The organism is Synechocystis sp. LKSZ1, assembly GCF_040436315.1.
In the GTDB taxonomy this organism is placed as follows: domain Bacteria; phylum Cyanobacteriota; class Cyanobacteriia; order Cyanobacteriales; family Microcystaceae; genus Synechocystis.
The window spans coordinates 3,320,843-3,342,720 of the sequence record NZ_AP031572.1 but is presented as its reverse complement, the minus strand read 5'-3'; the positions used below and the strand labels follow the sequence as shown (position 1 = coordinate 3,342,720).

The window sequence follows — 21,878 nt, the reverse complement described above, 5'->3', positions numbered from 1 at the left end:
CGGAGATTGCAATGTCCAATTCATTAATGTATCAATCCGACATGTTTGTGGTCTTGGAAACAGACCAAGCGGAACAATTTTTAACCCCGGAGGAGTTGAGCCAAAAACTCCAGGGAATCCTCCAGACCTATGCTGGGGATCTCCCCGCTGGCGTGACTAAACAGCTAGATCCCGTCCAACAGGCAGATTACCTACGGGACAATTATTGTGATTTAGATCTAGGCCCTGAGGCCTATTTGCAATGGTATGCCGTGCGCTTAGAAAAATAGCTTTCCACGACCGACTACGGCATCCCGACGGGCTTAAAGACCAACGAGGCCGTGCTATTTCCCTGGCCAAAGTAAATAATGAGTTCTCTGTTTTCGTTTATCTGATAGCGTTTGGCCTGCTGTAGGGCCTGGATAAATTGCTGTTCCTGTTGCATCAACGGTTCCGCACAGGCCATCATCGTCGAAGCAATAGGTTCCTTAATCAACAGTCGCTCACCGCTAGTTTCAAATTGGCCCACCAAGCGGTTACAGCCCCCGCTACCCGAGAAGGATTTCCCTTGGAAGGTTAGGGTCGGTGGCTTAGTCGTCTTAATCGCCTGTTCCCCTAGTTGGGTGAGTTGCCAAGTCTGTTTTTCAAGAGAAGCAGTGCTTCCCTGGGCCTGAAAGAACAGCCGTTTAGTCTGGCCCTGGTGATTGTAGTACAAATTCAGATCGCCCTCAGGCGTGAGGCTAAACCGATTGACCTGAGCCAAGCCTTGAAGAAAACGATTCTCCTGGGCCATAATGCCTCGGGGACAGGCCTTGCGGGTGGTAGCGATGGCCTCATTCACTTTAAGCATTGGCGGTTGGACTTGGTAGGTACCACGAAAACGATTACAGCCTCCTGAGCCTACTAGATTTTGTTCTGCGAAAGTTAGGACTATTTCGGTGTTTGGGAGGAGCGCTTCCCCATCCCACTGGGTTAACTGCCAGGTTTTTCCCATCAGGGCCGCTGGGGATTGCTTCATTGGTGTAGTGGCTGTCACCGAGGGGGAGAATAGTCCCAGGCCAGCTAGGCCGAGAGAGAAACCGACGAGAGCACGTTGGACCATGGTAGTAAGTTAACAACCGAGATAAAGGGGCCGGACTGTTCCAGCTATTTTCTGATGGTATCATCGAATTTTTGGGGCCATTATTCCCTCTGTGCCAGATGCTCAAGCCCTATCGAACCGTGCCGATTCAGGATTGTGGTGAACCCCTGCTCCCCATTGACTTATCTACCATTGCTCTAACTGACCCTCCGCCTTACCTCCAACTGGGAGCCGACTATCAGGGCCAATCCCCCTACGTTCTCCGCCAAGGCGTTCTCCAGGCCTTAGCTCGGGCCCAGACCCATTTAAGCCAACAGGCCCCAGGCTGGAAATTACTCATTTTTGATGCCTACCGGCCCTTGGCCGTTCAGCAATTTATGGTGGACTATACTCTGGCTCAACTCCAACAGGCCAAGGGATTAGGGAGTCGGGCCTTGAGTCCCCAGGAACGCCAACAACTTTTGCAAGAGGTCTATCAAGTCTGGGCTATGCCCAGTCCCGATTCAGCAACGCCGCCACCCCACAGTACCGGGGCCGCCATCGACCTGACTCTGATGGATGCCCAGGGCCAGATCGTTGATATGGGCGGGGACATTGATGAACTGTCTCCCCGCTCGCTACCGGACTACTATGCCAACTCTCCTGACCCCCAGGCCCTGGCCTACCAGCAACACCGAAACCTGTTAAATCAGGCCATGGAGGCCGCAGGGTTTTTGCGTCATCCCGAGGAATGGTGGCATTTTTCCTTGGGTGACCAACTCTGGGCCTGGCTCTATAATCAGCGTCATCCCCAAAGCTCCGTTATTGCTCGCTATGGCCGCGTGGCGGAATTGCTATGATCGGCGTATTGAGCCTTTAGGGAGATCCGTTGTCATGGCCGTGAAAAAGCAATTTACGAGTTTCCAAGATATGCTCCAGAGTAGCCCTCGTCCGGTGCTGGTGGATTTTTATGCAACTTGGTGTGGCCCTTGTCAGATGATGGCTACGATTCTGGATCAAGTCAGTGGGGCTCTGGGTGAACGCCTCCAGGTGGTTAAGATAGATACGGATCGCTATCCCCAGCTTGCCTCCCTCTACCAAGTCCAAGGCCTGCCTACCCTCGTTCTGTTTAAACAGGGCCAGCCTGTTCATCGCATTGAAGGAGTTCAACCGGCGACCCAACTGATCCAACAATTAAGCGGCCTGCTTTAAGCTAGTTCCGGCCTGAGTCCTTCTACCGACGACCCAGGGCCTGATCAATCTGGCCATAAAGATGGGCCAGATCCCCAGAATTATCTAAAACCACATCAGCCCGCTCCACCTTTTTAGCCAAGGGCAATTGACTGAGAATACGTTGCTGGGCTTGGTCTTCGCTCAAAGAATTGCGCTGGATAAGACGCTGTAATTGTTGCTCTGGCCGACAGGTAACGACCCAGATCTCCGTGACCCAATCCGTTAGGCCCGCCTCAAAGAGCAGAGGAATCACCAAGACGAGGGTGGGGTCGGAAAGTTGGTGCAGGGCCTGCTCGAAACAGGCCCGCACGTAGGGATGGATTTGACTTTCTACCCAGGCCCTTTCCTGGGGGTCGTTAAAAATAATTTCCCCCAACTTCGGCCGGTCTAAATTACCATCGGCTAATAAAATCACTAGGCCATAGCGTTGGGCCAGGGCCTGCAAAATTGGTGACAAGGGACTCACAGCCTCCCGTGCATAGTGATCCGCATCCAGAAGGGTTAATTGGTAACGTTGCTGGAGATAATCGGCCACAGTGGATTTGCCCGTAGCGATACCGCCGGTTAAGCCAATTAAGCGCTTTGGAGAATCACCTTGCCCTAATGCCATGGCCAGGCCTCAAGGATCTTCAAAGGGTTAAGGATCAACCCAACGGCCATCAGCCTTAATCAGATTAATCAATTCCGCCACTCCTTGGTCTTCGGGAACTCGTTTAATTTCTTCCCGGCCCCGGTAGAGGGCAATGTAACCCGCTTGTTTACCGACGTAACCGTAATCTGCATCGGCCATTTCCCCTGGCCCATTCACAATACAACCCATAACGGCAATATCCAGGCCGGTGAGGTGTTTGGTGGCTTCGCGGACTTCGTGGAGCACGTCCTCTAGATTAAAGAGAGTACGACCGCAGGAAGGACAAGCCACGTATTCCACCATGGTTTTCCGTAAGCCCAGGGCCTGGAGAATGCTATAGCAGACGGGAATTTCCTTCTCCGGCGCTTCCGTGAGGGAAACCCGAATCGTATCGCCAATGCCATCGGCCAAAAGCGTTGCAATACCCGCGGTGGATTTAATCCGGCCGTATTCTCCGTCCCCGGCTTCCGTGACTCCCAAGTGTAGGGGATAATCCATACCCAACTCATCCATGCGCTTCACCATCAAACGATAGGCCGCCAGCATCACCGGCACCCGCGAAGCCTTCATGGAAATGACAAGGTTACAGAAATCAAGGGATTCACAGATTTTGATAAATTCCAGGGCCGACTGCACCATGCCTTCCGGGGTATCACCATAGGTAAAGAGCATCCGCTCCGAGAGGGAACCGTGATTGACCCCAATCCGCATCGATTTACCCTGGTCTCGCAGAGAAACCACCAAGGGTTCTAGGGTTTCTCGAATTTTGTCACCAATTTCGCCAAATTCTTCGGCGCTAAAGGCCTCGCGGTTGGCATTGGGCTTTTCAAAGACGTAGAGGCCGGGATTAATCCGCACCTTATCGACGTGTTTAGCCACCTCTAGGGCAATTTTCATGCCGTTATGATGCACATCCGCCACCAGGGGTACGGCTTGGTAGGTGGACAGCAACTTGGCCTTGATCTCCGCTAGGGCCTTGGCATGGGCCATACTCGGTACGGTGACGCGAACAATTTCACAGCCAATTTCATGGAGCCGACGAATACCGGCCACGGATCCATCAATGTCCAGCGTATCCTCATTGATCATGGATTGGACGACCACGGGATGGCCCCCACCAATGGTGACGGCACCGACGGGAACCGGCCGTGTTTTGCGGCGATGAATCGTGGTATCAAATTCTGGGGTGGCAGTCGTCGGGGGTTGGGTAAGCGTTTGCATAGTGACTCAGGAAGGGAACGCTAGGACAAAAAGATTGAAAAGAGGACTTGCTGTCTAGGGTAGCTTATGAGAACTGGCCCCCAGGGAAAGCCTAATCAATAGTCATCGTGGCCCGTGATGACCTCCGCGTCAAGGTTGTCACTATCATTAGCAGCATGGTTATTTACCTATGGTGGGAATTAAGTCAGATGAGAGCCAAGGCTTTAAATAAAACTCCTATGCCGTCTCAGCTCAACTTAACATCTCTAGTCTGGCGACTAGACCGAAGCCTCACCCAAATTTCAATAGAACTTATTTTTGCCGTCTTGATTTCTACTTTTAAAGGTCAATATTTTAAATTCAACAAACAATAAATCAACAAAGCCATGAAAATTAAAGCGATTATTCATCCTGCAGAAGAAGGTGGTTACTGGGCAGAAGTGCCTGCGTTGCCTGGGTGTATCACAGAAGGAGATAGCATGGATGAGGTTATCAATAATCTTCAGGATGCTATACAAGGGCGGCTAGACGTTGCTAATGAAAGCCAAAAACCAGATCGTTTTTCAAGTGTTATTGAAATAGCAGTATGAAATCGATTTCAGGGAAAAGGCCGTGCAAAATTGTTGAAAAAAAAGCTGGATTCTCAAAAAAATTACAGGTAGTCATCATATTTATGAAAATCCTGATCAGGATAAAATCATCTCTATTCCAGTGCATCAAAATCAAGACCTAAAGCTGGGAACGTTAAAGTCAATAATGAAGATAGCTCAATTATCAGAAGATGATTTGTAGGCGGACAACGTGAACTTTGCAGGCTTCCACTAGGGCAGTAGCTTTATACTTATTAGGGTATTTGAGCTTGTGCCTAAGCAATGTTCGTCTAGTTATAAGAACTATTTAACTAAAGTCAAGGCCTTGAGTAAAGAGCCGTCTAAGATTGAGAATGGAAACAAGGCCAAAAAGCGCTACCAGACAGGAGAATACGATGTCAGAGAATTTCAGAAGCCGCGTCGTTACCCAGGGAACCCAACGGAGTCCGAACCGGGCCATGTTGCGGGCGGTGGGTTTCCAGGATGAGGACTTTAATAAACCGATTGTGGGGATTGCCAACGGCTATAGCACCATTACCCCCTGCAATATGGGAATTAATGACCTGGCGAAGCGGGCCGAAGTTGGCCTCCGACAGGCCGGAGCCATGCCCCAAATGTTCGGCACGATCACCATCAGCGATGGCATTTCCATGGGAACGGAGGGCATGAAGTATTCCTTGGTGTCTCGGGAAGTGATTGCTGATTCCATCGAAACGGCCTGCAACGGCCAGAGTATGGACGGGGTGCTGGCCATTGGTGGTTGCGATAAAAATATGCCGGGGGCCATGATCGCCATGGCCCGGATGAACATTCCCGCTATTTTTGTTTACGGTGGCACAATCAAGCCGGGTCACTACGAAGGACAAGATCTCACGGTGGTCAGTTCCTTTGAGGCGGTGGGCCAATTCAGTGCGGGCAAAATTGACGAAAAAACCCTCTACGGCATTGAGCGCAATGCCTGCCCTGGGGCCGGTTCCTGTGGGGGGATGTTTACTGCCAACACCATGTCCTCCGCCTTTGAAGCGATGGGTATGAGCCTGCCCTATTCTTCTACCATGGCCGCTGAGGATGCCGAAAAAGCCGATAGTACCGAAGCATCGGCCAAGGTTTTAGTGGAGGCCATTCGTCGCCAAATCCTGCCCAGCCAAATTCTGACTCGCCAGGCTTTTGAAAATGCCATTGCAGTGATTATGGCCGTCGGCGGTTCTACCAACGCAGTATTACATCTACTAGCCATTGCCAATACCATTGGCGTTCCCCTCAGCTTGGATGACTTTGAAGCCATCCGCCATAAAGTTCCTGTCCTCTGCGACCTTAAACCCTCCGGCAAGTACGTCACCACAAACCTGCACCAGGCCGGTGGGATTCCCCAGGTAATGAAGATGTTACTTGTCCACGGCCTCCTGCACGGTGAGGCCCTGACGATTTCGGGCCAAACCATTGCAGAAGTCTTAAAGGATATTCCGGCGGAACCCCCAGCCGGCCAGGATGTGATCCGGCCCTGGCAGAATCCGGTCTATGCCGAGGGGCACTTGGCTGTTCTCAAGGGAAATCTGGCCCAGGAAGGCTCAGTTGCCAAGATCAGTGGCGTTAAAAATCCCAAAATTACTGGCCCGGCTCGGGTCTTTGAATCGGAGGAAGACTGTTTAGCGGCGATTCTGGACGGGAAAATTCAAGCCGGTGATGTGGTGGTGGTTCGTTACGAAGGCCCGAAAGGTGGCCCAGGAATGCGAGAAATGCTGGCCCCCACCTCGGCCATTATTGGAGCTGGCCTGGGCGATACGGTGGGTCTAATCACCGATGGGCGTTTTTCCGGCGGCACCTACGGTATGGTTGTCGGTCATGTGGCCCCGGAGGCCTACGTCGGCGGTACTATTGCCCTGGTGGAAGAAGGAGATAGTATCACGATCGATGCCGATGCGCGTCTCCTTCAGCTCAATGTCAGCGAAGAAGAACTCACCCAGCGGCGGGCCCGTTGGCAGGCTCCGACTCCCCGCTATACCCGTGGCATTTTAGGCAAGTACGCCAAGTTGGTTTCCTCTAGTAGTCTAGGGGCCGTTACAGATTCTAATCTGTTCTAATCCGGTTTGGCCCTAGGAACGAAAAAGTTGCAGACTTTCTAGGGCCTGATTTTGTTGATGGAGTTGACTAACGAGGGAATTACACACCAGGTCACAGAGGGGAAAAATCACGGGGTTCGCAATTTCATAGACCACATTGACTCCCTGCTGGGTTCGACTTAAAATTCCCGCATTGGTCAAGAGCTTCAGGTGTTTCGAGACATTGGCCTGGCCCAAGCCTGTCTGTTCAATAATCTGACTGACGGTTAGGGGCCCTTGCTTCAAGGCACAGACAATCTCAAGACGACTGACCTCTGCTAGCATTTTAAAAAAATCGGCGATCATTGCTAGGGCCGCGGGCGATAAACTTTCGCCATGACCCGGATTCTGGGAGGGAGCCATAACAGCCATAAGAGTGGTTTGGAGAGAACGGTTTGCCATAATTATATGAATATAAGGCTCTATTTGAATAGACTTTGATCTATTCTAGGAGCCTAAAACCTGTTTTGGGAGGAGCCTTTAAGGAAAGACTACTGTCGAGAAGACTTTAATATGTTGAGTCATTCATGATAGTGATATGGAGTATTGTGTCCTTAGGCTGAATGGTATGGTGAAAATCGATCGTTTCTCTTTCCCCCCTGCTAGCTCATGACCGCGGAAATGCCCTTGGCCTCAGTGCGCTTACAATCCCACGATAATTGTCTTCACCTGATTTTGCCGGCCATTGACCCCACTGAAACAAAGGATGCCCAGCAAAGTTGGCTGGAACTTGAACAAAGTTTAAGCAATACCCTCCGTTTGCAGGAGAAACGTTGGCCGCCCCGCTATCCGGTTCATTTAGTGGCCCAAGACCGGCTTTTGGATGGCCGCCAGTTACAGGGCCTGGCCGATATCCTACGGGAGTTTAGCCTGGAACTCCAATGGGTAGTCACCCAGCGTCGTCAAACCGCCGTGGCCGCGGCCAGCGCCGGCTATTCCGTAGACCAGACGCCTCCCAAACCTCAACTCTTTAGTGATACCCCACCGGCCCAGCAACCGCCCCTCGTCCTTAAACAGACCCTGCGCTCCGGCACCGAAATTCGCCATCCTGGTGATGTCATTTTGCTAGGGGATGTTAATCCTGGTAGTGAAATTATTGCCGACGGCGATATATTAATCTGGGGCACGCTACGGGGAACCGCCCATGCAGGGGCGGCGGGAGATCAGGAGGCTGTTATTATGATTCTACGCTTGGGCGCAAGTCAAATTCGCATTGCGGATCGAGTTGCTCGGGTTCCAGCGGCAAACCCTGACCCAGGTCATCCTGAGATTGCCCATATAACGCCGGAAGGGATTCGTTTAACAACCGTCCGTCAGTTTAAACGTCGGAAATAGCCTACAATCTTCAACCAGTCCTTCTTCTCTATTCCCTTCACCCTAGTCGTTTGTTATGAATCGGATTATTGTTGTGACGTCTGGCAAAGGTGGTGTCGGAAAAACGACGACCACCGCCAATCTAGGAGCTGCTCTGGCTCGCCTCGGCAAAAAAGTGGCCCTGGTGGATGCTGATTTTGGCCTGAGAAATTTGGACTTGCTCCTGGGATTAGAGCAGCGCATTGTTTACACGGCCATTGATGTTTTGGCTGGGGATTGTAGTATTGATAAGGCCCTGGTAAAAGACAAACGACTTTCCAACTTAGTGTTGTTGCCAGCGGCCCAAAATCGTTCAAAGGATGCCATCAATGCCGAGCAAATGCAATCCTTAGTGGACCAACTCCTGCCGAAATTTGACTACATTTTGATTGACTGTCCGGCAGGAATTGAAATGGGCTTTCGCAATGCCGTCGCCCCGGCCCAGGAAGCCTTGATCGTGACCACCCCAGAAATGTCGGCGGTGCGGGATGCTGACCGGGTGATTGGCTTACTGGAGGCCGAAAGTATTGGCAAAATTCGCCTGATCGTCAACCGTCTACGGCCAGAAATGATTCAGTTGAATCAAATGATCAGTGTGGACGATATTCTGGATCTTCTGGCTATTCCCCTGCTGGGCGTTGTGCCCGATGACCAAAAAATTATTATTTCCACCAATAAAGGTGAACCCCTGGTGCTAGAGGAAAAGCTATCGGTTCCCGGTTTGGCCTTTCAAAACATTGCCCGCCGCCTAGATGGCCAAGATATTCCCTTCTTGGATTTCATGGCTGCCCACGAGGGCCTGTTGGCCCGCATTCGTCGCCGTCTATTTGGCAGTTAGGCCCTTGAGCCCCTGGAATCACCTCATTAACCGATAGCAGTATGATTATGGATATGTTGGAACGTCTATTTGGCCGTGGTAATAACCGGAGTGGGGAAGATGCCAAACGCCGGCTCAAATTAGTGATTGCTAACGACCGCTCGGGCCTGAGTCCAGAGATGATGGAGGCCATGCGCCGCGATATTTTGGAAGTGGTGGGCCGCTACGTCGAAATCGATTCGGATGATATGGAGTTATCCCTAGAAAGTGACCAACGTATGACAGCCCTGATTGCCAATTTGCCGGTGCGGCGGGTTCGAGCCCGCCCCCTTACCTCCGAGTCCTAGGGGCTAAGGCGATATTCCTCCAAAAAATACCGGGTAGTGTTATTTGGGTCGTAGTGAATTGTGCCTAAGAACGAGGATACTGCTCCATCAGAGCCCGTACCTGTTCAGCATGGTAGGAACTGCGGGTCAGGGGCGAGGCCACCACTTGCAAAAATCCCAAGGATTCGCCAAAGTTTTGCCAAGCCTCAAATTGAACCGGGGGGATAAAGTCTTGAACCCCTAGGTGTTTGGCTGTTGGTTGTAGGTACTGGCCGAGGGTCAAAATATCGCAATCCACTTGTCGCAGATCTTGCATGACTTGACGAACTTCCGCATCGGTTTCTCCCAGACCGACCATAATTCCCGATTTGCTATAGACCTTGGGCAGGAGTTCTCTAGCTTTTTGCAACAAGGTCAGGGATCGTTGATAATCTCCCTGGGGCCGCACACGCCGGTAGAGACGGGGCACGGTTTCGGTATTGTGATTCAAAACCTCCGGCTGGGCCTGCAAAATGAGTTCTAAGGCCTGCCAATTACCGCACAGATCGGGGATGAGAACTTCAATCGTTGTCTGGGGAGAACGGCCGCGAATAGCTTCAATACAACGAACAAACTGGGAAGCACCGCCATCGGCCAGGTCGTCTCGATTAACGGAGGTGATGACTACGTGATTTAGCTTGAGGCGTTGCACGGCTTCCGCTAGCCGCAAAGGTTCCGTCGGATCGAGGGGTTGGGGCTTTTTCTCAAAGTCAATGTCGCAGTAGGGACAGGCCCGAGTACAAGCCGGCCCCATAATCAGAAAAGTAGCCGTGCCGGCCTGGAAACATTCACCAATATTGGGACAGGAAGCCTCTTCACACACCGTATTGAGAGATAGATCCCGCAAAATTTCCTTAACACTGCCGACCCGTTGCCACTGGGGAGCTTTTACCCTAAGCCATTCTGGTTTTACGGTCACGCCCCTTTACTCCTTGGAAAAATCAAGATTGATTTAGATCTCTACATTCTATCAAGGGTCATTCCAGTAAGCTAGAATCTAGGGCGTGGGCGGTTTATGCTCTGGGACATTAACACTCGTATGGAAGCCGAGCATCCTAATACATTTTGCCTATCCAAGGGTATTTCTAGGGAAGATTGGCAACAGTTGCCCGACAGTATCAAGCAATGGGTGATGGAGTTCCAGGCTACTCCCCTGGGGCACCGCTCTGCGTCTCTCTCCCAGGCCTATTACCTCCTGGATAGCCAACAGGACTTTATTCTTCATTCCCAACCGGATACCACCATTACCTACGCCAATCCGGCTCTCTGCCAGGCCCTCGGTTGTCCTCTCGAGGAAATCATCGGTCGTCGCTGGATTGATTTTGCTGACCCTAATGACCTGGAATCCATTCTCCAGCAGATTACCCAACTCACGCCTGAAAATCCTTCTTTCACCGCTGAAAATCGTGACCATCGTGCCGGAGATAGAACGGGTTGGACGCAATGGCTTAACCAAGGGATTTTCAACGCCCAGGGCCAGTTGATGGGCCTGCAATCCGTTGGCCGAGATATTACCTCCCTGCGAGAAACAGAACGAAAACTACGGGAGACAGAGGAACGCCAACGCCTGATTCTAGATTTCAACGGCGTTGGCACCTGGGATTGGGATTTCCAGCAGGATTTACTGCAGTGGAACGCCCAAACTTTCTCCCTGCTAGGGATTAACCCCGAGACGACCCCCAGTTATCCAGCCTTTTTACAAGTTGTTCATCCGGAAGATGTCGCGCCCTTGGAATTTGCCCTAGACAAGGCCCTGACCAATCAGACTTACTATCAGCATCAATTTCGAGTGATCTTGCCGGATGGAGAAATTCGCTGGCTCCAAGCCCAGGCTCAGGGCATTTATAGCGGTCATCAAATCCTCCGAGTTTTAGGGGTTGTTTTTGATATTAGTGACCGCAAGGTCATTGAACAGGCTCTGCAGGAGCGAGAAACTCGTCTCAGAAATTTAGCAGCTAATATTCCAGGGGCAATCTTTCGCTATATTCTCCACCCCGATGGCACTGATGCTGTACTGTATATGAGTCCTGGGTGCTACCAGTTATGGGGAGTGGAAGCGATAGATGCGGAACAGGATGTCCATCTTCTCTGGCAACGGAGTCATCCGGAGGACATTGTGGCCCTGCGGCAGTCAGTCTTGACCTCGGCCCAAACCCTCCAGCCCTGGTCTTGGCAATGGCGTATCATCACGCCTTCGGGCCAGCAGAAGTGTTTGCAGGGAGCCGGTCAACCCCAGGGCCAGGACAACGGCGACGTGATCTGGGATTCCCTGGTGATCGATATTACGGAGCGGAAGCAAGCAGAAGATGCCCTGCGGGAAAGTCAGCACAGCTATCAGTCCCTGATTAGTCAACTCCCCGTCGGTATCTTTCGCACGGATGCTCTGGGGAATTGTCTCTACGTCAACCCTCCCTGGTGTCAGATTACCGGGCTGACCCTCGAAGAAGCCTTGGGCATGGGGTGGAGTCAGGTACTCTATGACGAAGACAAAGCCTTAGTGGCCCAGGCCTGGCAACAGGCCCTACAGACCCAGAGCACCTTTCGCCTAGAACATCGTTTCCAGCATCCCAACGGTCATATTATCTGGGTTTATGGCCAGGCTAGCCCGGAGTACGATTCCGCTGGTTGTCTCCAGGGCTACGTCGGCACTATCACCGATATCACTGAACGAAAATACTCGGAGATGGCCCTGCAAGAAAGTAAAGAACTCTATCAGCTACTGGCTGAAAATAGCCATGATTTAGTCTGCTTGCACGCCCCGGATTGTTGCTATGTATACGTTAGCCCTTCCTGTGAGAACTTATTGGGCTATCGGCCAGAAGACTTGGTCGGTACCTATCCCTACGCACTCTATCATCCTGAGGATCGAGAGTGGCTAGAGGCCGAGGTTCTGCCTCAGATTCGCTCTGGCTTAGCCAGTCCGGCTCGTTACCGCATACGTCATCAAGACGGCCATTATGTATGGCTGGAAACCCTGGCGAAACCGATTCTTGATGATCAGGGCCAAGTCCTCCAAATCCAAACGACCTCTCGGGATATTTCCGAGCGAGTGCGAATTCAAGACCAATTGAAACACGAAGCCATGCACGATGGCTTAACGGGCCTGCCTAATCGGAATCTCTTGGTTGAACGTCTGGAGTTGGCCCTGCACCGGGCCCAGCGGAATCCCCAGTACCAATTTGCAGTGCTATTCTTTGACCTCGATCGTTTTAAGGTGATTAATGATAGCCTGGGGCATCTCGTGGGCGATCAGGTGCTGATCGAGGTGGGCCACAGTTTGCAAAACCATTTACGGGCAACGGATCTAGCGGCACGCTTAGGGGGAGACGAGTTTATCGTCCTCTTAGAAGATGTCAAGGGCCTGGCGGAAGTGGTGTTGATTACAGAGCGAATTCTAGCTAAACTTTGCCAACCGATTCAGATCCAGGAACGGGATATTTTCCTGAGTAGCAGTATTGGGATTGTCCTAAATTCTTCGCACTATAGCGAAGCCGCTGAAATTTTGCGGGATGGGGATATTGCCATGTACCAGGCGAAGGCTAAGGGCAAGGCCCGCTACGAAATTTTTGATGCGGAGATGCACCGTGAGGCCCTCCAGCGTCTTTACCTAGAACAGGATCTTCGTCAGGCCCTTAAGCACCATCAATTTCAGGTTTATTACCAACCGATTATGGCGATTGAAAGTGGACAAGTTTATGGGTTTGAGGCCCTGGTACGCTGGCAACACCCAGAAAAGGGCTTGCTAACTCCTAAGGACTTCATTCCCATTGCCGAAGAAACCGGTCTGATTGTCCCTATTGACCGCTGGGTGCTCCAGACTGCCTGTGCCCAATTGGCCCAATGGCATCAACAATTTCCCCAATTCCAGACCCTAAAAATAAGTATTAATCTGTCGGCCCTCGACCTCTGGCTAGGGGATTTATTACCTGAAATTACGGCCCTGCAACAACAATGGCAATTACCGACTCAGGCGATCACCTTAGAAATTACCGAAAGTATGCTGGTGGAAAATGTGGAAAAAACCATCATTCTCCTACAACAACTCCAGCATCAGGGGATTCAGATTAGTATTGATGATTTTGGTACGGGCTATTCCTCCTTGAACTATCTCTACCAATTTCCAGTCCATAGTCTCAAAATTGATCAATCTTTTATTCAGGCCATGCTGGACAGTTCCCGTAGCCACAAAATAGTAGAAACCATCATTACCCTGAGCCATCAGCTCGGTATTCAATCCATTGCTGAAGGGATTGAGACCCCCAGCCACCTCGCCCAATTGCATCAACTAGGTTGCGAGTTTGCTCAGGGCTATTTATTTGCCAAGGCCCTGCTCCCCGACCAAGCCACGGATTTTTTACACCGCATTTTAGCCGAGAAATCTGCTCCTATTAGTGGGTCTAGATAGTCGGTAAAATATCAAAATTCTGCAAGCCTCGGAGCGAAGCTGAGTATGAGCTAGCTTCTAGATTTTTACCCTGTAGAAGCACCCAAAATTTACCCAGACCGACGGGATCTATTAGTTGATGAAGTTGTTCTCGTCGCTGTAAAAGTTCTGGCAAGGAATAATCACTGTTTGATAAGTTTGCCAATCGTTCTCCGAGACCTAAATTCATTAAAAATAAGCTCTGGGGTAACCCACCCAATGATTCTAGACTGCATTGTTTTCCCCATTGCTCCAGGGCCGTGAAATTGACATGGCTGGTAATATCTTGCTCTCCCAGATTAAGGTAGGGATCGGCGTGGTAACGCTGTTGGTAATAGCATTGGAGGGTGCCTTGATAGCGTTGGGGATGATAATATTTCTGGGCAGAATAACCATAGTCGATAGTGAGAATATAGCCCCGGTCTAGCTTTGGGGCTACTTGTTGTAACCAAGATCTGGCCTGGAGGTTAACCTCTGTACAATAATCCTCAGGATATTCCGGGGCCGTTAAGTCGATACCTAATTCTTGGAAGTAAAGTGATAACTGAGGTGTTGATAAGTTATCGATGATTTCTATTAATTGTCCCGCCTGGGCTGTGACATAAATTTCTTTTAACTGGCCCTGGTGACGAATCACACGATGGACAGGAAAGGCATCGACTAATTCATTACTAAAACAACATCCTACGAGGGATTGGTCGGCTATTTCAGAGCAATGAGCCCAACGAACGTTATCTAAAAAGGCCTGTAAGGTCTGGCGTTGCTGAATCTTTAAGCCGGGAGAAATCTCAATAATTTGATAATCTAAAGCCAACCAAAACGCTGGATAGTTTTCTTTGATAAAATTTAGAATGCTATAGGCTAAATTGCCTGTTCCGGCTCCCATTTCCAAAAGATTAAAAGAAGAGGGACACCCCAGTATTTGCCACATTTCTTGGAATTGAACCGCCAGCAATTCACCAAAATCAGGCCCGAGACTCGCTGATGTCACAAAGTCACCCTGAACACCAATGGCGACCCTGCCGCGACTGTAATAACCATAAACGGGATGGTACAGAACCCAGTCCATAAACTCGGCAAAGGTGAATCGTTGGGCTGGGGCTTGGTCTAAAGCCTGGAGTAAGGCCTTATGGGCCGAGGCTGGAATTGGAGGAGAAGACATAACCCAAGAGTCCTAAAAATTCGTCTAGGCTTAAAATAACCCGTCTGTGTTCACGACCTATGGCCAATGCTTCGTTTTTTGAGCAAAAAACCCGCCTTTTTGACCGCTGGGCCCCTGCCTACGACTGTCTGCTGACGACTATTTTTTACCAGGCCATTCATCGGCGCTTGCTGTCCTACGTCACCCTGCCGGACTCAGCCCAAGTGCTGGATCTCGGTTGTGGCACCGGAAAATTACTCCATCGCCTTGCAGAGCAGTATCCTCAGCTCCAGGGCCTAGGCCTGGATCTATCGCCCGAAATGCTATTTCAGGCCCGGCGGCAAAATCAACACCATCCCCGTCTTCTGTTTTATCCTGGTAATGCGGAGGCACTACCGGCGGCCCAGGGCCAATTTGATGCCGTTTTCAACACCATTAGCTTTTTGCATTACCCCGAGCCCCAACGGGTCTTTGATGAGGTGGCACGGGTCCTTAAGATCCAGGGCCGTTTTTATCTGGCTGACTACAGTTCTCTGTGGGGAAGCACCAGCCTGGCGTTCACTCCCGGCGGTCTCCGATTTTATTCTCCCCATCAACGTGAGGCTTTTGCCCATCAGAGTGGTTTACAGTGTCTCGGGCATTATGCGTTGCTTGGCCCGGTTGTACTCAGTATTTTCCAGGCCCCATGAGCACGATGCTCCAGCAGTTAATTCTTTTCACACGTTACCCGACACCTGGTCAAGCAAAAACTCGACTGATTCCGGCCCTAGGGCCCCAAGGGGCTGCTGATCTACATCGTTTCCTGACAGAACATACTCTGCGGCAAGTCCAGGCCCTCCAGCAAACGACCCCCATTACTCTAAATGTTTACTTTGATGGCCCTTCCCTGTCCTCGATGCAAGATTGGTTAGGGCCTGACATTTCCTACTATCCCCAAGGCCCTGGTGATCTCGGGGAACGAATGGGTCAAGCTTTTCAAGCGGCCTTTGAGGCGGGGGCTCATCACGTTGTCATCATTGGGACGGATTGTCCTGGGCTAACTACAGAGTTACTACAACAGGCTTTTCAATACTTAAGCGACTGCGATGTTGTTTTGGGCCCGGCGGAAGATGGTGGCTACTACCTCCTGGGACTGGGACAGCTTATTCCCGAACTTTTCCGGGATATTGCCTGGGGGAGTCATCTGGTGTATCAGCAAACATGCGAAAAAATAGTTCAAAAGGCGTGGGGCTATACGACTCTGCCCTGTCTGGTGGATATTGACCGCCCTGAGGATCTGATTCATGTACCGCCTGGGGTCTGGGGAACGCAACATGATATGATGGGGGGCCCTGAACAGGGTTGACACCCTCCTACTTAAGTCGGTAAGATGGGAATTTGTCAACGATTCTATCTGAACCCTGGGAGTCTAGCTAATATTCTTCCTTCATAACCCATGCCCACTATTCAGCAGTTAATTCGTAGCGAACGCTCGAAAGTCCAGAAAAAGACCAAATCCCCTGCCCTGAAGCAATGCCCTCAACGTCGTGGGGTCTGCACTCGGGTCTATACCACCACACCCAAAAAGCCCAACTCAGCCCTGCGTAAAGTTGCTCGGGTTCGGTTGACCTCTGGCTTTGAAGTGACCGCCTACATTCCGGGCATTGGCCACAACCTACAAGAACACTCCGTTGTTTTGATTCGGGGTGGCCGGGTTAAGGATCTACCGGGGGTCAGATACCATATCGTCCGCGGAACTCTAGATGCCACCGGGGTTAAAGACCGTAAGCAAGGACGTTCTAAATACGGTACTAAACGAGAAAAAGCCAAGAAGTAAGCTTCTAAATCATTGGCTTTACGCCACCCCAGTCCTTTTATCTATATCTTAATCGCCGTGTAATCCACCCCTGAGAGGATTGCCCTATTTCCTAGAGCTCCTTTGAGATATACGGAAAGCTATTTAATTGTTTGTTCAGTTCAGAAAATAAAGCACTATGTCTCGTCGCGGAAACGTTAAAAAGCGCCCTGTCCCCCCTGATCCCGTCTATAATAGCTGTCTCGTTAATATGACCATTCGTCGGGTCATGCGGAGCGGCAAAAAATCCTTAGCCTCGAACATTGTTTACGATGCCCTGAAAAGCGTCGGCGAGAAAACAGGGAATGAGCCGTTGGAAGTCTTTGAAAAAGCGGTTAAAAACTTGACCCCCCTTGTGGAAGTCAAAGCCCGTCGGGTCGGTGGTGCCACCTACCAAGTGCCCATGGAAGTCCGTTCATCTCGGGGGACAGCCCTGGCCCTGCGTTGGCTGGTGCAATATGCCCGCTCCCGTGGTGGCAGAACCATGGCGAGCAAACTGGCCAATGAAATTATGGATGCAGCCAACGAAACCGGAGCCGCTATCAAGAAACGGGAAGAAACCCACCGGATGGCTGAAGCGAATAAGGCCTTTGCCCACTACCGTTATTAAGCCATCAGAGGGGCGGTAATCCGCCGCCTTTCCCTGGGCTCTCCATATTAAAGACAGGCAAAGAAACGTATAGAATTGTAAAGGCGGTTACTTTCACCAACACCATCAACCCCAGAAATACTATTGCAACCCTGGTAAAACCAGCGATGAGGAGGTAGCAGTGGGACGGTCTATCCCCCTAGAGCGAGTGCGGAATATTGGCATCGCGGCCCACATTGATGCGGGTAAAACAACGACAACCGAACGAATCCTGTTCTACTCTGGCGTTGTCCACAAATTGGGAGAAGTCCACGAGGGAACAGCTGTAACCGACTGGATGGCCCAGGAGCGGGAACGGGGCATTACGATTACGGCGGCGGCGATTAGCACCAGTTGGCAAGACCATCGCATCAATATCATTGATACCCCTGGCCACGTCGATTTCACCATCGAGGTGGAACGTTCCATGCGCGTCCTGGACGGAGTGATCGCTGTATTTTGTTCCGTCGGCGGCGTTCAGCCCCAATCCGAAACGGTTTGGCGGCAGGCTGACCGCTACCGGGTACCACGAATTGCGTTCATCAACAAAATGGATCGTACCGGGGCCAATTTCTTCCGGGTGTACGAACAGATGCGAGACCGTCTCCGGGCCAATGCCGTCCCCGTGCAGATACCCATTGGCAGTGAAGGAGACTTTAAGGGCATCGTTGATTTGGTCAAGATGACGGCCTATCTTTACACCAACGACCTTGGTACGGATATTGCTGAGATTCCCATTCCTGAGTCCATGCAGGAGCAGGCCCAGGCCCATCGTTTGCAACTGGTAGAGGCCGTGGCGGAAGCCGACGATGCCCTGATGGAAAAATACCTGGAAGGGGAAGACTTAACAGCAGATGAACTGCGTCAAGGGCTGCGGCAGGGCACGATCAATGGCTCCATTGTGCCGGTGCTCTGTGGTTCAGCCTTCAAGAATAAGGGTGTGCAGTTACTGCTGGATGCGGTCATCGACTATTTACCCTCGCCCCTGGAAGTTCCCGCCATCGAAGGAGAATTACCCAACGGTGAAATAGCCCAACGTCCCGCTGATGACGAGGCACCGCTTTCGGCCCTTGCCTTTAAGGTCATGGCAGACCCCTATGGTCGTCTAACCTTTGTGCGGGTTTATTCGGGGGTTTTGCAGAAGGGAAGCTATGTCCTCAACTCTACAAAAAACAAGAAAGAGCGGATTTCTCGTCTCATTGTTCTCAAGGCCGATGACCGAATTGAGGTGGATGAACTCCGGGCGGGAGACCTTGGAGCCGTCCTTGGCCTAAAGGATACCCTCACCGGCGATACCCTCTGTGAAGAAGGAGCGGCGATTGTTCTAGAGTCCCTGTACATCCCCGAACCCGTGATTTCGGTGGCGGTAGAACCCAAAACGAAGCAGGATATGGAAAAATTATCCAAGGCCTTGCAGTCGTTATCGGAAGAAGACCCCACGTTTCGGGTGACAGTAGATCCGGAAACGAATCAGACCGTCATTGCTGGCATGGGAGAACTCCACTTAGAAATTCTAGTAGATCGCATGCTACGGGAATTTAAAGTGGAGGCCAATGTTGGCGCTCCCCAGGTGGCCTACCGAGAAACCATTCGGAAGGCGGTGCGGGCCGAGGGGAAATTTATCCGTCAAAGTGGAGGAAAGGGTCAATATGGTCACGTCGTGATCGACCTAGAACCGGCGGAGCCGGGGTCAGGTTTTGAATTTGTTTCCAAAATTGTGGGCGGCACCGTACCCAAAGAGTACATTGCTCCCTCAGAACAGGGAATGAAGGAGGCTTGTGCCTCGGGAATTCTGGCGGGCTATCCCGTTATTGATCTCAGGGCCACTCTTGTGGATGGCTCTTACCATGACGTGGATTCCTCAGAAATGGCTTTCAAGATTGCTGGTTCGATGGCAATCAAAGAAGCTGTCCTCAACGCTGCTCCTGTGCTCCTAGAACCCATGATGAAGGTTGAAGTCGAGGTTCCTGAAGACTTCATCGGCAACATTATCGGTGACCTCAATTCCCGTCGTGGGCAAATTGAGGGGCAAGAGACGGAGCAGGGCGTGGCCAAGGTTTCTGCTAAAGTTCCATTGGCAGAAATGTTTGGTTACGCGACCGATATCCGGTCCAAAACCCAAGGTCGGGGGATTTTCTCCATGGAGTTTAGTCACTATGCAGAAGTCCCCCGGAATGTCGCGGAAGCGATCATTGCAAAAAACAAAGGGAACGCCTAGTTTAGTCTAGGGATTAGGCCAAACTGTACGCAGAATCTAACAAAGGAAACATTTACCCATGGCACGCGCAAAATTTGAACGGACGAAAGACCACGTTAACATCGGCACTATTGGCCACGTTGACCACGGTAAAACGACCCTAACAGCCGCTATCACCATGACCCTGTCGGCCCTGGGTCAAGCAAAGGCTCGTAAATACGATGATATTGATGCCGCTCCCGAAGAAAAAGCGCGGGGGATTACCATCAACACGGCTCACGTAGAATACGAAACGGAAAACCGTCACTATGCCCACGTGGACTGCCCTGGTCACGCTGACTACGTTAAAAACATGATTACCGGAGCTGCCCAAATGGACGGGGGTATTCTGGTGGTTTCCGCCGCGGATGGCCCTATGCCTCAAACCCGTGAGCACATCCTGCTCGCCAAACAGGTCGGGGTGCCCAAGCTGGTGGTCTTCCTCAACAAAAAAGACATGGTGGATGACGACGAATTGCTGGAACTGGTAGAGCTAGAGGTGCGTGAACTCCTCAGCGACTACGATTTCCCTGGTGATGACATTCCCATTATTGCTGGCTCGGCCAAAGAAGCCTTGGATGCAATGGTCGCCAACCCCAAAATTGTCAAAGGGGAAAATGAGTGGGTCGATAAAATCTATGACCTGATGGATGCCGTTGACGACTACATTGATACCCCCGAGCGGGAAGTTGATAAGCCCTTCCTGATGGCCGTCGAAGACGTGTTCTCCATCACCGGTCGGGGCACCGTTGCCACCGGTCGGATTGAACGGGGCAAAATCAAAGTCGGTGAAACCGTTGAGATCGTGGGTATCAAAGACACCAAGAGCACAACCGTCACTGGCGTAGAAATGTTCCAAAAAACCCTAGAAGAAGGGATGGCGGGTGATAACGTCGGTCTTCTGCTCCGGGGTGTGCAAAAGGAAGAAATCGAGCGCGGTATGGTACTGGCTAAGCCCAAGTCCATTACGCCCCACACCGAATTTGAAGGGGAAGTTTACGTCCTCAAAAAAGAAGAAGGGGGCCGCCACACGCCTTTCTTTGCCAACTACCGTCCCCAGTTCTACGTGCGGACAACCGACGTAACGGGAACCATCAAGAGCTATACCTCTGATGATGGCGGTGCCGTAGAAATGGTCATGCCCGGCGACCGGATCAAAATGACCGTTGAACTGATCTGCCCCATTGCTATTGAGCAAGGGATGCGCTTCGCGATTCGTGAGGGTGGCCGTACTATTGGTGCTGGCGTTGTCTCTAAAATCTTGAAGTAGGCCCTAGACCATGCTTGAGATAATTAGGGTTCTCAGGAAATCACTGCTACTCTTTGATTTCCTGATCCCTAGTTATTCTCCGGTTCTGTCATTCTGCACCTTGAAAACTTAAGAAATTATCGTAATTTACCCATGGCTACTATCCAACAACAAAAAATCCGCATCCGCCTCAAGGCCTTTGACCGTCGTCTTCTAGATACCTCCTGCGACAAGATTGTCGATACGGCTAATCGCACCAACGCTACAGCGATTGGACCAATTCCCCTGCCCACCAAGCGTAAAATTTATTGCGTCCTGCGTTCTCCCCACGTTGATAAGGATTCACGGGAGCACTTTGAAACCCGCACCCACCGCCGCATTATTGATATTTACCAACCGTCCTCCAAGACCATTGATGCCTTGATGAAACTCGACTTACCGGCTGGGGTTGACATCGAAGTCAAGCTCTAAAAATTATAAGAAAATCAAATATCTTTGATCTAGCCCCACTCAATCATTAGTGGGGTTTTCTGTTACAGGGCCAACTGGGCCAAGTTTCTAGGCATTTGCACCATTGCTCGGCAAGGCATGGGTAATCAAGTCTTCTAGAGCAATGATCTCCAGGGCCTTTTCATGGGTTGCGTGGAGATCGACGGGAGGGGCAATACCCGCTTCCCTTGCTTCTTGCCACCGACTGGCACAGAGACACCATTTATCTCCCGGTTTCAGGCCAGGAAATTGATAGGCAGGAATCGGCGTGGACAGATCATTGCCTCGGGCCTGGGTAAAGGCCAAAAACTCTGCCGTCATCTGGGCGCACACCACATGCCGCCCAAAATCATCGGGCCCTGTTTGGCAATACCCATCACGATAAAAACCGGTACGAGGGGATTGGCAACAACATTGCAAAGATTTTCCTAGGACGTTTTTGGGATCAGCCATCGGAATTTTGAGAAAAGTAGAAGGACAGAAAAAGTCAAGAGCAGACAAAAAACAGTAGAATGGTTATTTTCCTACGGTTGTAAGGCTCGATTAATTCC

At 51.1% G+C, this 21,878-nt stretch carries 24 protein-coding genes; 17 read left to right on the top strand and 7 right to left on the bottom strand.

Annotation, left to right across the window (positions count from 1 at the left end; all coding sequences use genetic code 11):
• Positions 1 to 11 precede the first annotated feature (11 nt).
• The gene (locus tag ABXS88_RS15130) at positions 12 to 269 is read left to right on the top strand and encodes a chlororespiratory reduction protein 7 (RefSeq protein ID WP_353672878.1); all 258 of its coding nucleotides are present in this window, start codon (positions 12 to 14) and stop codon (positions 267 to 269) included.
• Positions 270 to 283: 14 nt separating this feature from the next.
• Here the strand turns inward: ABXS88_RS15130 and ABXS88_RS15125 are convergent, their stop codons facing one another.
• A complete protein-coding gene (locus ABXS88_RS15125) occupies positions 284 to 1,081 on the bottom strand; it encodes an META domain-containing protein (RefSeq protein ID WP_353672877.1) in 798 nt (265 codons plus the stop codon).
• 98 nt (positions 1,082 to 1,179) lie between these two features.
• Here ABXS88_RS15125 and ABXS88_RS15120 point away from each other — a divergent pair, with 98 nt between their 5' ends.
• Positions 1,180 to 1,899 (top strand): M15 family metallopeptidase, encoded by a 720-nt coding sequence (locus ABXS88_RS15120; RefSeq protein WP_353672876.1) that lies wholly within the window; start codon positions 1,180 to 1,182, stop codon positions 1,897 to 1,899.
• Between the two features lie 34 nt (positions 1,900 to 1,933).
• Positions 1,934 to 2,251 carry a thioredoxin gene (trxA, locus tag ABXS88_RS15115; protein WP_353672875.1) on the top strand — a complete coding sequence of 106 codons (318 nt, stop codon included), beginning with the start codon at positions 1,934 to 1,936 and terminating at the stop codon, positions 2,249 to 2,251.
• Between the two features lie 22 nt (positions 2,252 to 2,273).
• Here trxA and coaE read toward each other — a convergent pair whose 3' ends face one another.
• Positions 2,274 to 2,882 (bottom strand): dephospho-CoA kinase, encoded by a 609-nt coding sequence (gene coaE / locus ABXS88_RS15110; protein ID WP_353672874.1) that lies wholly within the window; start codon positions 2,880 to 2,882, stop codon positions 2,274 to 2,276.
• 27 nt (positions 2,883 to 2,909) lie between these two features.
• Positions 2,910 to 4,124, bottom strand: coding sequence for a (E)-4-hydroxy-3-methylbut-2-enyl-diphosphate synthase (gene ispG / locus ABXS88_RS15105; RefSeq protein ID WP_353672873.1), 1,215 nt, complete (start codon positions 4,122 to 4,124; stop codon positions 2,910 to 2,912).
• Between the two features lie 365 nt (positions 4,125 to 4,489).
• Here ispG and ABXS88_RS15100 point away from each other — a divergent pair, with 365 nt between their 5' ends.
• From ABXS88_RS15100 to ilvD, 3 genes are all read left to right on the top strand, one after another.
• The gene (locus tag ABXS88_RS15100) at positions 4,490 to 4,693 is read left to right on the top strand and encodes a type II toxin-antitoxin system HicB family antitoxin (RefSeq protein ID WP_353672872.1); all 204 of its coding nucleotides are present in this window, start codon (positions 4,490 to 4,492) and stop codon (positions 4,691 to 4,693) included.
• 49 nt (positions 4,694 to 4,742) lie between these two features.
• Positions 4,743 to 4,895: a type II toxin-antitoxin system HicA family toxin gene (locus ABXS88_RS15095; RefSeq protein ID WP_353674832.1), complete on the top strand. Its 153-nt coding sequence runs from the start codon at positions 4,743 to 4,745 to the stop codon at positions 4,893 to 4,895.
• 193 nt (positions 4,896 to 5,088) lie between these two features.
• On the top strand, positions 5,089 to 6,774 hold the full coding sequence (ilvD, locus tag ABXS88_RS15090; protein WP_353672871.1) for a dihydroxy-acid dehydratase: 1,686 nt from the start codon (positions 5,089 to 5,091) through the stop codon (positions 6,772 to 6,774).
• A 12-nt stretch (positions 6,775 to 6,786) separates the two neighbouring features.
• On the opposite strand, the gene ABXS88_RS15085 is transcribed toward ilvD, so the two are convergent.
• Positions 6,787 to 7,194, bottom strand: a complete 408-nt coding sequence (locus ABXS88_RS15085; protein WP_353672870.1) for a metalloregulator ArsR/SmtB family transcription factor — start codon at positions 7,192 to 7,194, stop codon at positions 6,787 to 6,789.
• Between the two features lie 207 nt (positions 7,195 to 7,401).
• Here ABXS88_RS15085 and minC point away from each other — a divergent pair, with 207 nt between their 5' ends.
• The 3 genes from minC to minE are packed head-to-tail and all read left to right on the top strand — an operon-like array spanning position 7,402 to position 9,309.
• The gene (minC, locus tag ABXS88_RS15080) at positions 7,402 to 8,127 is read left to right on the top strand and encodes a septum site-determining protein MinC (protein ID WP_353672869.1); all 726 of its coding nucleotides are present in this window, start codon (positions 7,402 to 7,404) and stop codon (positions 8,125 to 8,127) included.
• A 55-nt stretch (positions 8,128 to 8,182) separates the two neighbouring features.
• Positions 8,183 to 8,983: a septum site-determining protein MinD gene (gene minD / locus ABXS88_RS15075; protein ID WP_353672868.1), complete on the top strand. Its 801-nt coding sequence runs from the start codon at positions 8,183 to 8,185 to the stop codon at positions 8,981 to 8,983.
• Between the two features lie 41 nt (positions 8,984 to 9,024).
• On the top strand, positions 9,025 to 9,309 hold the full coding sequence (gene minE, locus ABXS88_RS15070) for a cell division topological specificity factor MinE (protein ID WP_353672867.1): 285 nt from the start codon (positions 9,025 to 9,027) through the stop codon (positions 9,307 to 9,309).
• Between the two features lie 64 nt (positions 9,310 to 9,373).
• On the opposite strand, the gene lipA is transcribed toward minE, so the two are convergent.
• Positions 9,374 to 10,246, bottom strand: a complete 873-nt coding sequence (gene lipA, locus ABXS88_RS15065; protein WP_353672866.1) for a lipoyl synthase — start codon at positions 10,244 to 10,246, stop codon at positions 9,374 to 9,376.
• A 96-nt stretch (positions 10,247 to 10,342) separates the two neighbouring features.
• On the opposite strand from lipA, the gene ABXS88_RS15060 reads away from it, so the two are divergent.
• Positions 10,343 to 13,732: an EAL domain-containing protein gene (locus tag ABXS88_RS15060; protein WP_353672865.1), complete on the top strand. Its 3,390-nt coding sequence runs from the start codon at positions 10,343 to 10,345 to the stop codon at positions 13,730 to 13,732.
• Here the strand turns inward: ABXS88_RS15060 and ABXS88_RS15055 are convergent.
• Complete coding sequence (locus ABXS88_RS15055) at positions 13,725 to 14,912, bottom strand: class I SAM-dependent methyltransferase (RefSeq protein WP_353672864.1); 1,188 nt, start codon at positions 14,910 to 14,912, stop codon at positions 13,725 to 13,727. The genes ABXS88_RS15060 and ABXS88_RS15055 overlap by 8 nt on opposite strands.
• A 59-nt stretch (positions 14,913 to 14,971) precedes the next feature.
• On the opposite strand from ABXS88_RS15055, the gene ABXS88_RS15050 reads away from it, so the two are divergent.
• The 7 genes from ABXS88_RS15050 (at position 14,972) to rpsJ (ending at position 21,309) form a co-directional block, all read left to right on the top strand.
• Positions 14,972 to 15,580 (top strand): class I SAM-dependent methyltransferase, encoded by a 609-nt coding sequence (locus ABXS88_RS15050; RefSeq protein ID WP_353672863.1) that lies wholly within the window; start codon positions 14,972 to 14,974, stop codon positions 15,578 to 15,580.
• Entirely contained in the window at positions 15,577 to 16,236 is a 660-nt protein-coding gene (locus ABXS88_RS15045; RefSeq protein ID WP_353672862.1) for a TIGR04282 family arsenosugar biosynthesis glycosyltransferase, read from the top strand. Before ABXS88_RS15050 ends, ABXS88_RS15045 begins: the two co-directional genes overlap by 4 nt.
• A 90-nt stretch (positions 16,237 to 16,326) precedes the next feature.
• Positions 16,327 to 16,707 carry a 30S ribosomal protein S12 gene (gene rpsL / locus ABXS88_RS15040; RefSeq protein WP_010872944.1) on the top strand — a complete coding sequence of 127 codons (381 nt, stop codon included), beginning with the start codon at positions 16,327 to 16,329 and terminating at the stop codon, positions 16,705 to 16,707.
• Between the two features lie 157 nt (positions 16,708 to 16,864).
• Positions 16,865 to 17,335, top strand: coding sequence for a 30S ribosomal protein S7 (gene rpsG / locus ABXS88_RS15035; RefSeq protein WP_353672861.1), 471 nt, complete (start codon positions 16,865 to 16,867; stop codon positions 17,333 to 17,335).
• A gap of 160 nt (positions 17,336 to 17,495) precedes the next feature.
• Positions 17,496 to 19,571, top strand: coding sequence for an elongation factor G (gene fusA / locus ABXS88_RS15030; RefSeq protein ID WP_353672860.1), 2,076 nt, complete (start codon positions 17,496 to 17,498; stop codon positions 19,569 to 19,571).
• 58 nt (positions 19,572 to 19,629) lie between these two features.
• Complete coding sequence (gene tuf / locus ABXS88_RS15025; RefSeq protein WP_353672859.1) at positions 19,630 to 20,859, top strand: elongation factor Tu; 1,230 nt, start codon at positions 19,630 to 19,632, stop codon at positions 20,857 to 20,859.
• A 132-nt stretch (positions 20,860 to 20,991) separates the two neighbouring features.
• Positions 20,992 to 21,309, top strand: a complete 318-nt coding sequence (gene rpsJ, locus ABXS88_RS15020) for a 30S ribosomal protein S10 (protein ID WP_353672858.1) — start codon at positions 20,992 to 20,994, stop codon at positions 21,307 to 21,309.
• A gap of 87 nt (positions 21,310 to 21,396) precedes the next feature.
• Here rpsJ and ABXS88_RS15015 read toward each other — a convergent pair whose 3' ends face one another.
• Positions 21,397 to 21,780 carry a DUF2237 domain-containing protein gene (locus tag ABXS88_RS15015; RefSeq protein ID WP_353672857.1) on the bottom strand — a complete coding sequence of 128 codons (384 nt, stop codon included), beginning with the start codon at positions 21,778 to 21,780 and terminating at the stop codon, positions 21,397 to 21,399.
• Positions 21,781 to 21,878: the final 98 nt, after the last annotated feature.

Bases quoted from the DNA above. Each gene is read 5' to 3' on its own strand.
- ABXS88_RS15130 (WP_353672878.1), top strand. From the start codon at position 12: ATGTCCAATTCATTAATGTATCAATCCGACATGTTTGTGGTCTTGGAA.
- ABXS88_RS15125 (WP_353672877.1), bottom strand. From the start codon at position 1,081: ATGGTCCAACGTGCTCTCGTCGGTTTCTCTCTCGGCCTAGCTGGCCTG.
- ABXS88_RS15120 (WP_353672876.1), top strand. From the start codon at position 1,180: ATGCTCAAGCCCTATCGAACCGTGCCGATTCAGGATTGTGGTGAACCC.
- trxA (WP_353672875.1), top strand. From the start codon at position 1,934: ATGGCCGTGAAAAAGCAATTTACGAGTTTCCAAGATATGCTCCAGAGT.
- coaE (WP_353672874.1), bottom strand. From the start codon at position 2,882: ATGGCATTAGGGCAAGGTGATTCTCCAAAGCGCTTAATTGGCTTAACC.
- ispG (WP_353672873.1), bottom strand. From the start codon at position 4,124: ATGCAAACGCTTACCCAACCCCCGACGACTGCCACCCCAGAATTTGAT.
- ABXS88_RS15100 (WP_353672872.1), top strand. From the start codon at position 4,490: ATGAAAATTAAAGCGATTATTCATCCTGCAGAAGAAGGTGGTTACTGG.
- ilvD (WP_353672871.1), top strand. From the start codon at position 5,089: ATGTCAGAGAATTTCAGAAGCCGCGTCGTTACCCAGGGAACCCAACGG.
- ABXS88_RS15085 (WP_353672870.1), bottom strand. From the start codon at position 7,194: ATGGCAAACCGTTCTCTCCAAACCACTCTTATGGCTGTTATGGCTCCC.
- minC (WP_353672869.1), top strand. From the start codon at position 7,402: ATGACCGCGGAAATGCCCTTGGCCTCAGTGCGCTTACAATCCCACGAT.
- minD (WP_353672868.1), top strand. From the start codon at position 8,183: ATGAATCGGATTATTGTTGTGACGTCTGGCAAAGGTGGTGTCGGAAAA.
- minE (WP_353672867.1), top strand. From the start codon at position 9,025: ATGATTATGGATATGTTGGAACGTCTATTTGGCCGTGGTAATAACCGG.
- ABXS88_RS15060 (WP_353672865.1), top strand. From the start codon at position 10,343: ATGCTCTGGGACATTAACACTCGTATGGAAGCCGAGCATCCTAATACA.
- ABXS88_RS15055 (WP_353672864.1), bottom strand. From the start codon at position 14,912: ATGTCTTCTCCTCCAATTCCAGCCTCGGCCCATAAGGCCTTACTCCAG.
- ABXS88_RS15050 (WP_353672863.1), top strand. From the start codon at position 14,972: ATGGCCAATGCTTCGTTTTTTGAGCAAAAAACCCGCCTTTTTGACCGC.
- ABXS88_RS15045 (WP_353672862.1), top strand. From the start codon at position 15,577: ATGAGCACGATGCTCCAGCAGTTAATTCTTTTCACACGTTACCCGACA.
- rpsL (WP_010872944.1), top strand. From the start codon at position 16,327: ATGCCCACTATTCAGCAGTTAATTCGTAGCGAACGCTCGAAAGTCCAG.
- rpsG (WP_353672861.1), top strand. From the start codon at position 16,865: ATGTCTCGTCGCGGAAACGTTAAAAAGCGCCCTGTCCCCCCTGATCCC.
- tuf (WP_353672859.1), top strand. From the start codon at position 19,630: ATGGCACGCGCAAAATTTGAACGGACGAAAGACCACGTTAACATCGGC.
- rpsJ (WP_353672858.1), top strand. From the start codon at position 20,992: ATGGCTACTATCCAACAACAAAAAATCCGCATCCGCCTCAAGGCCTTT.
- ABXS88_RS15015 (WP_353672857.1), bottom strand. From the start codon at position 21,780: ATGGCTGATCCCAAAAACGTCCTAGGAAAATCTTTGCAATGTTGTTGC.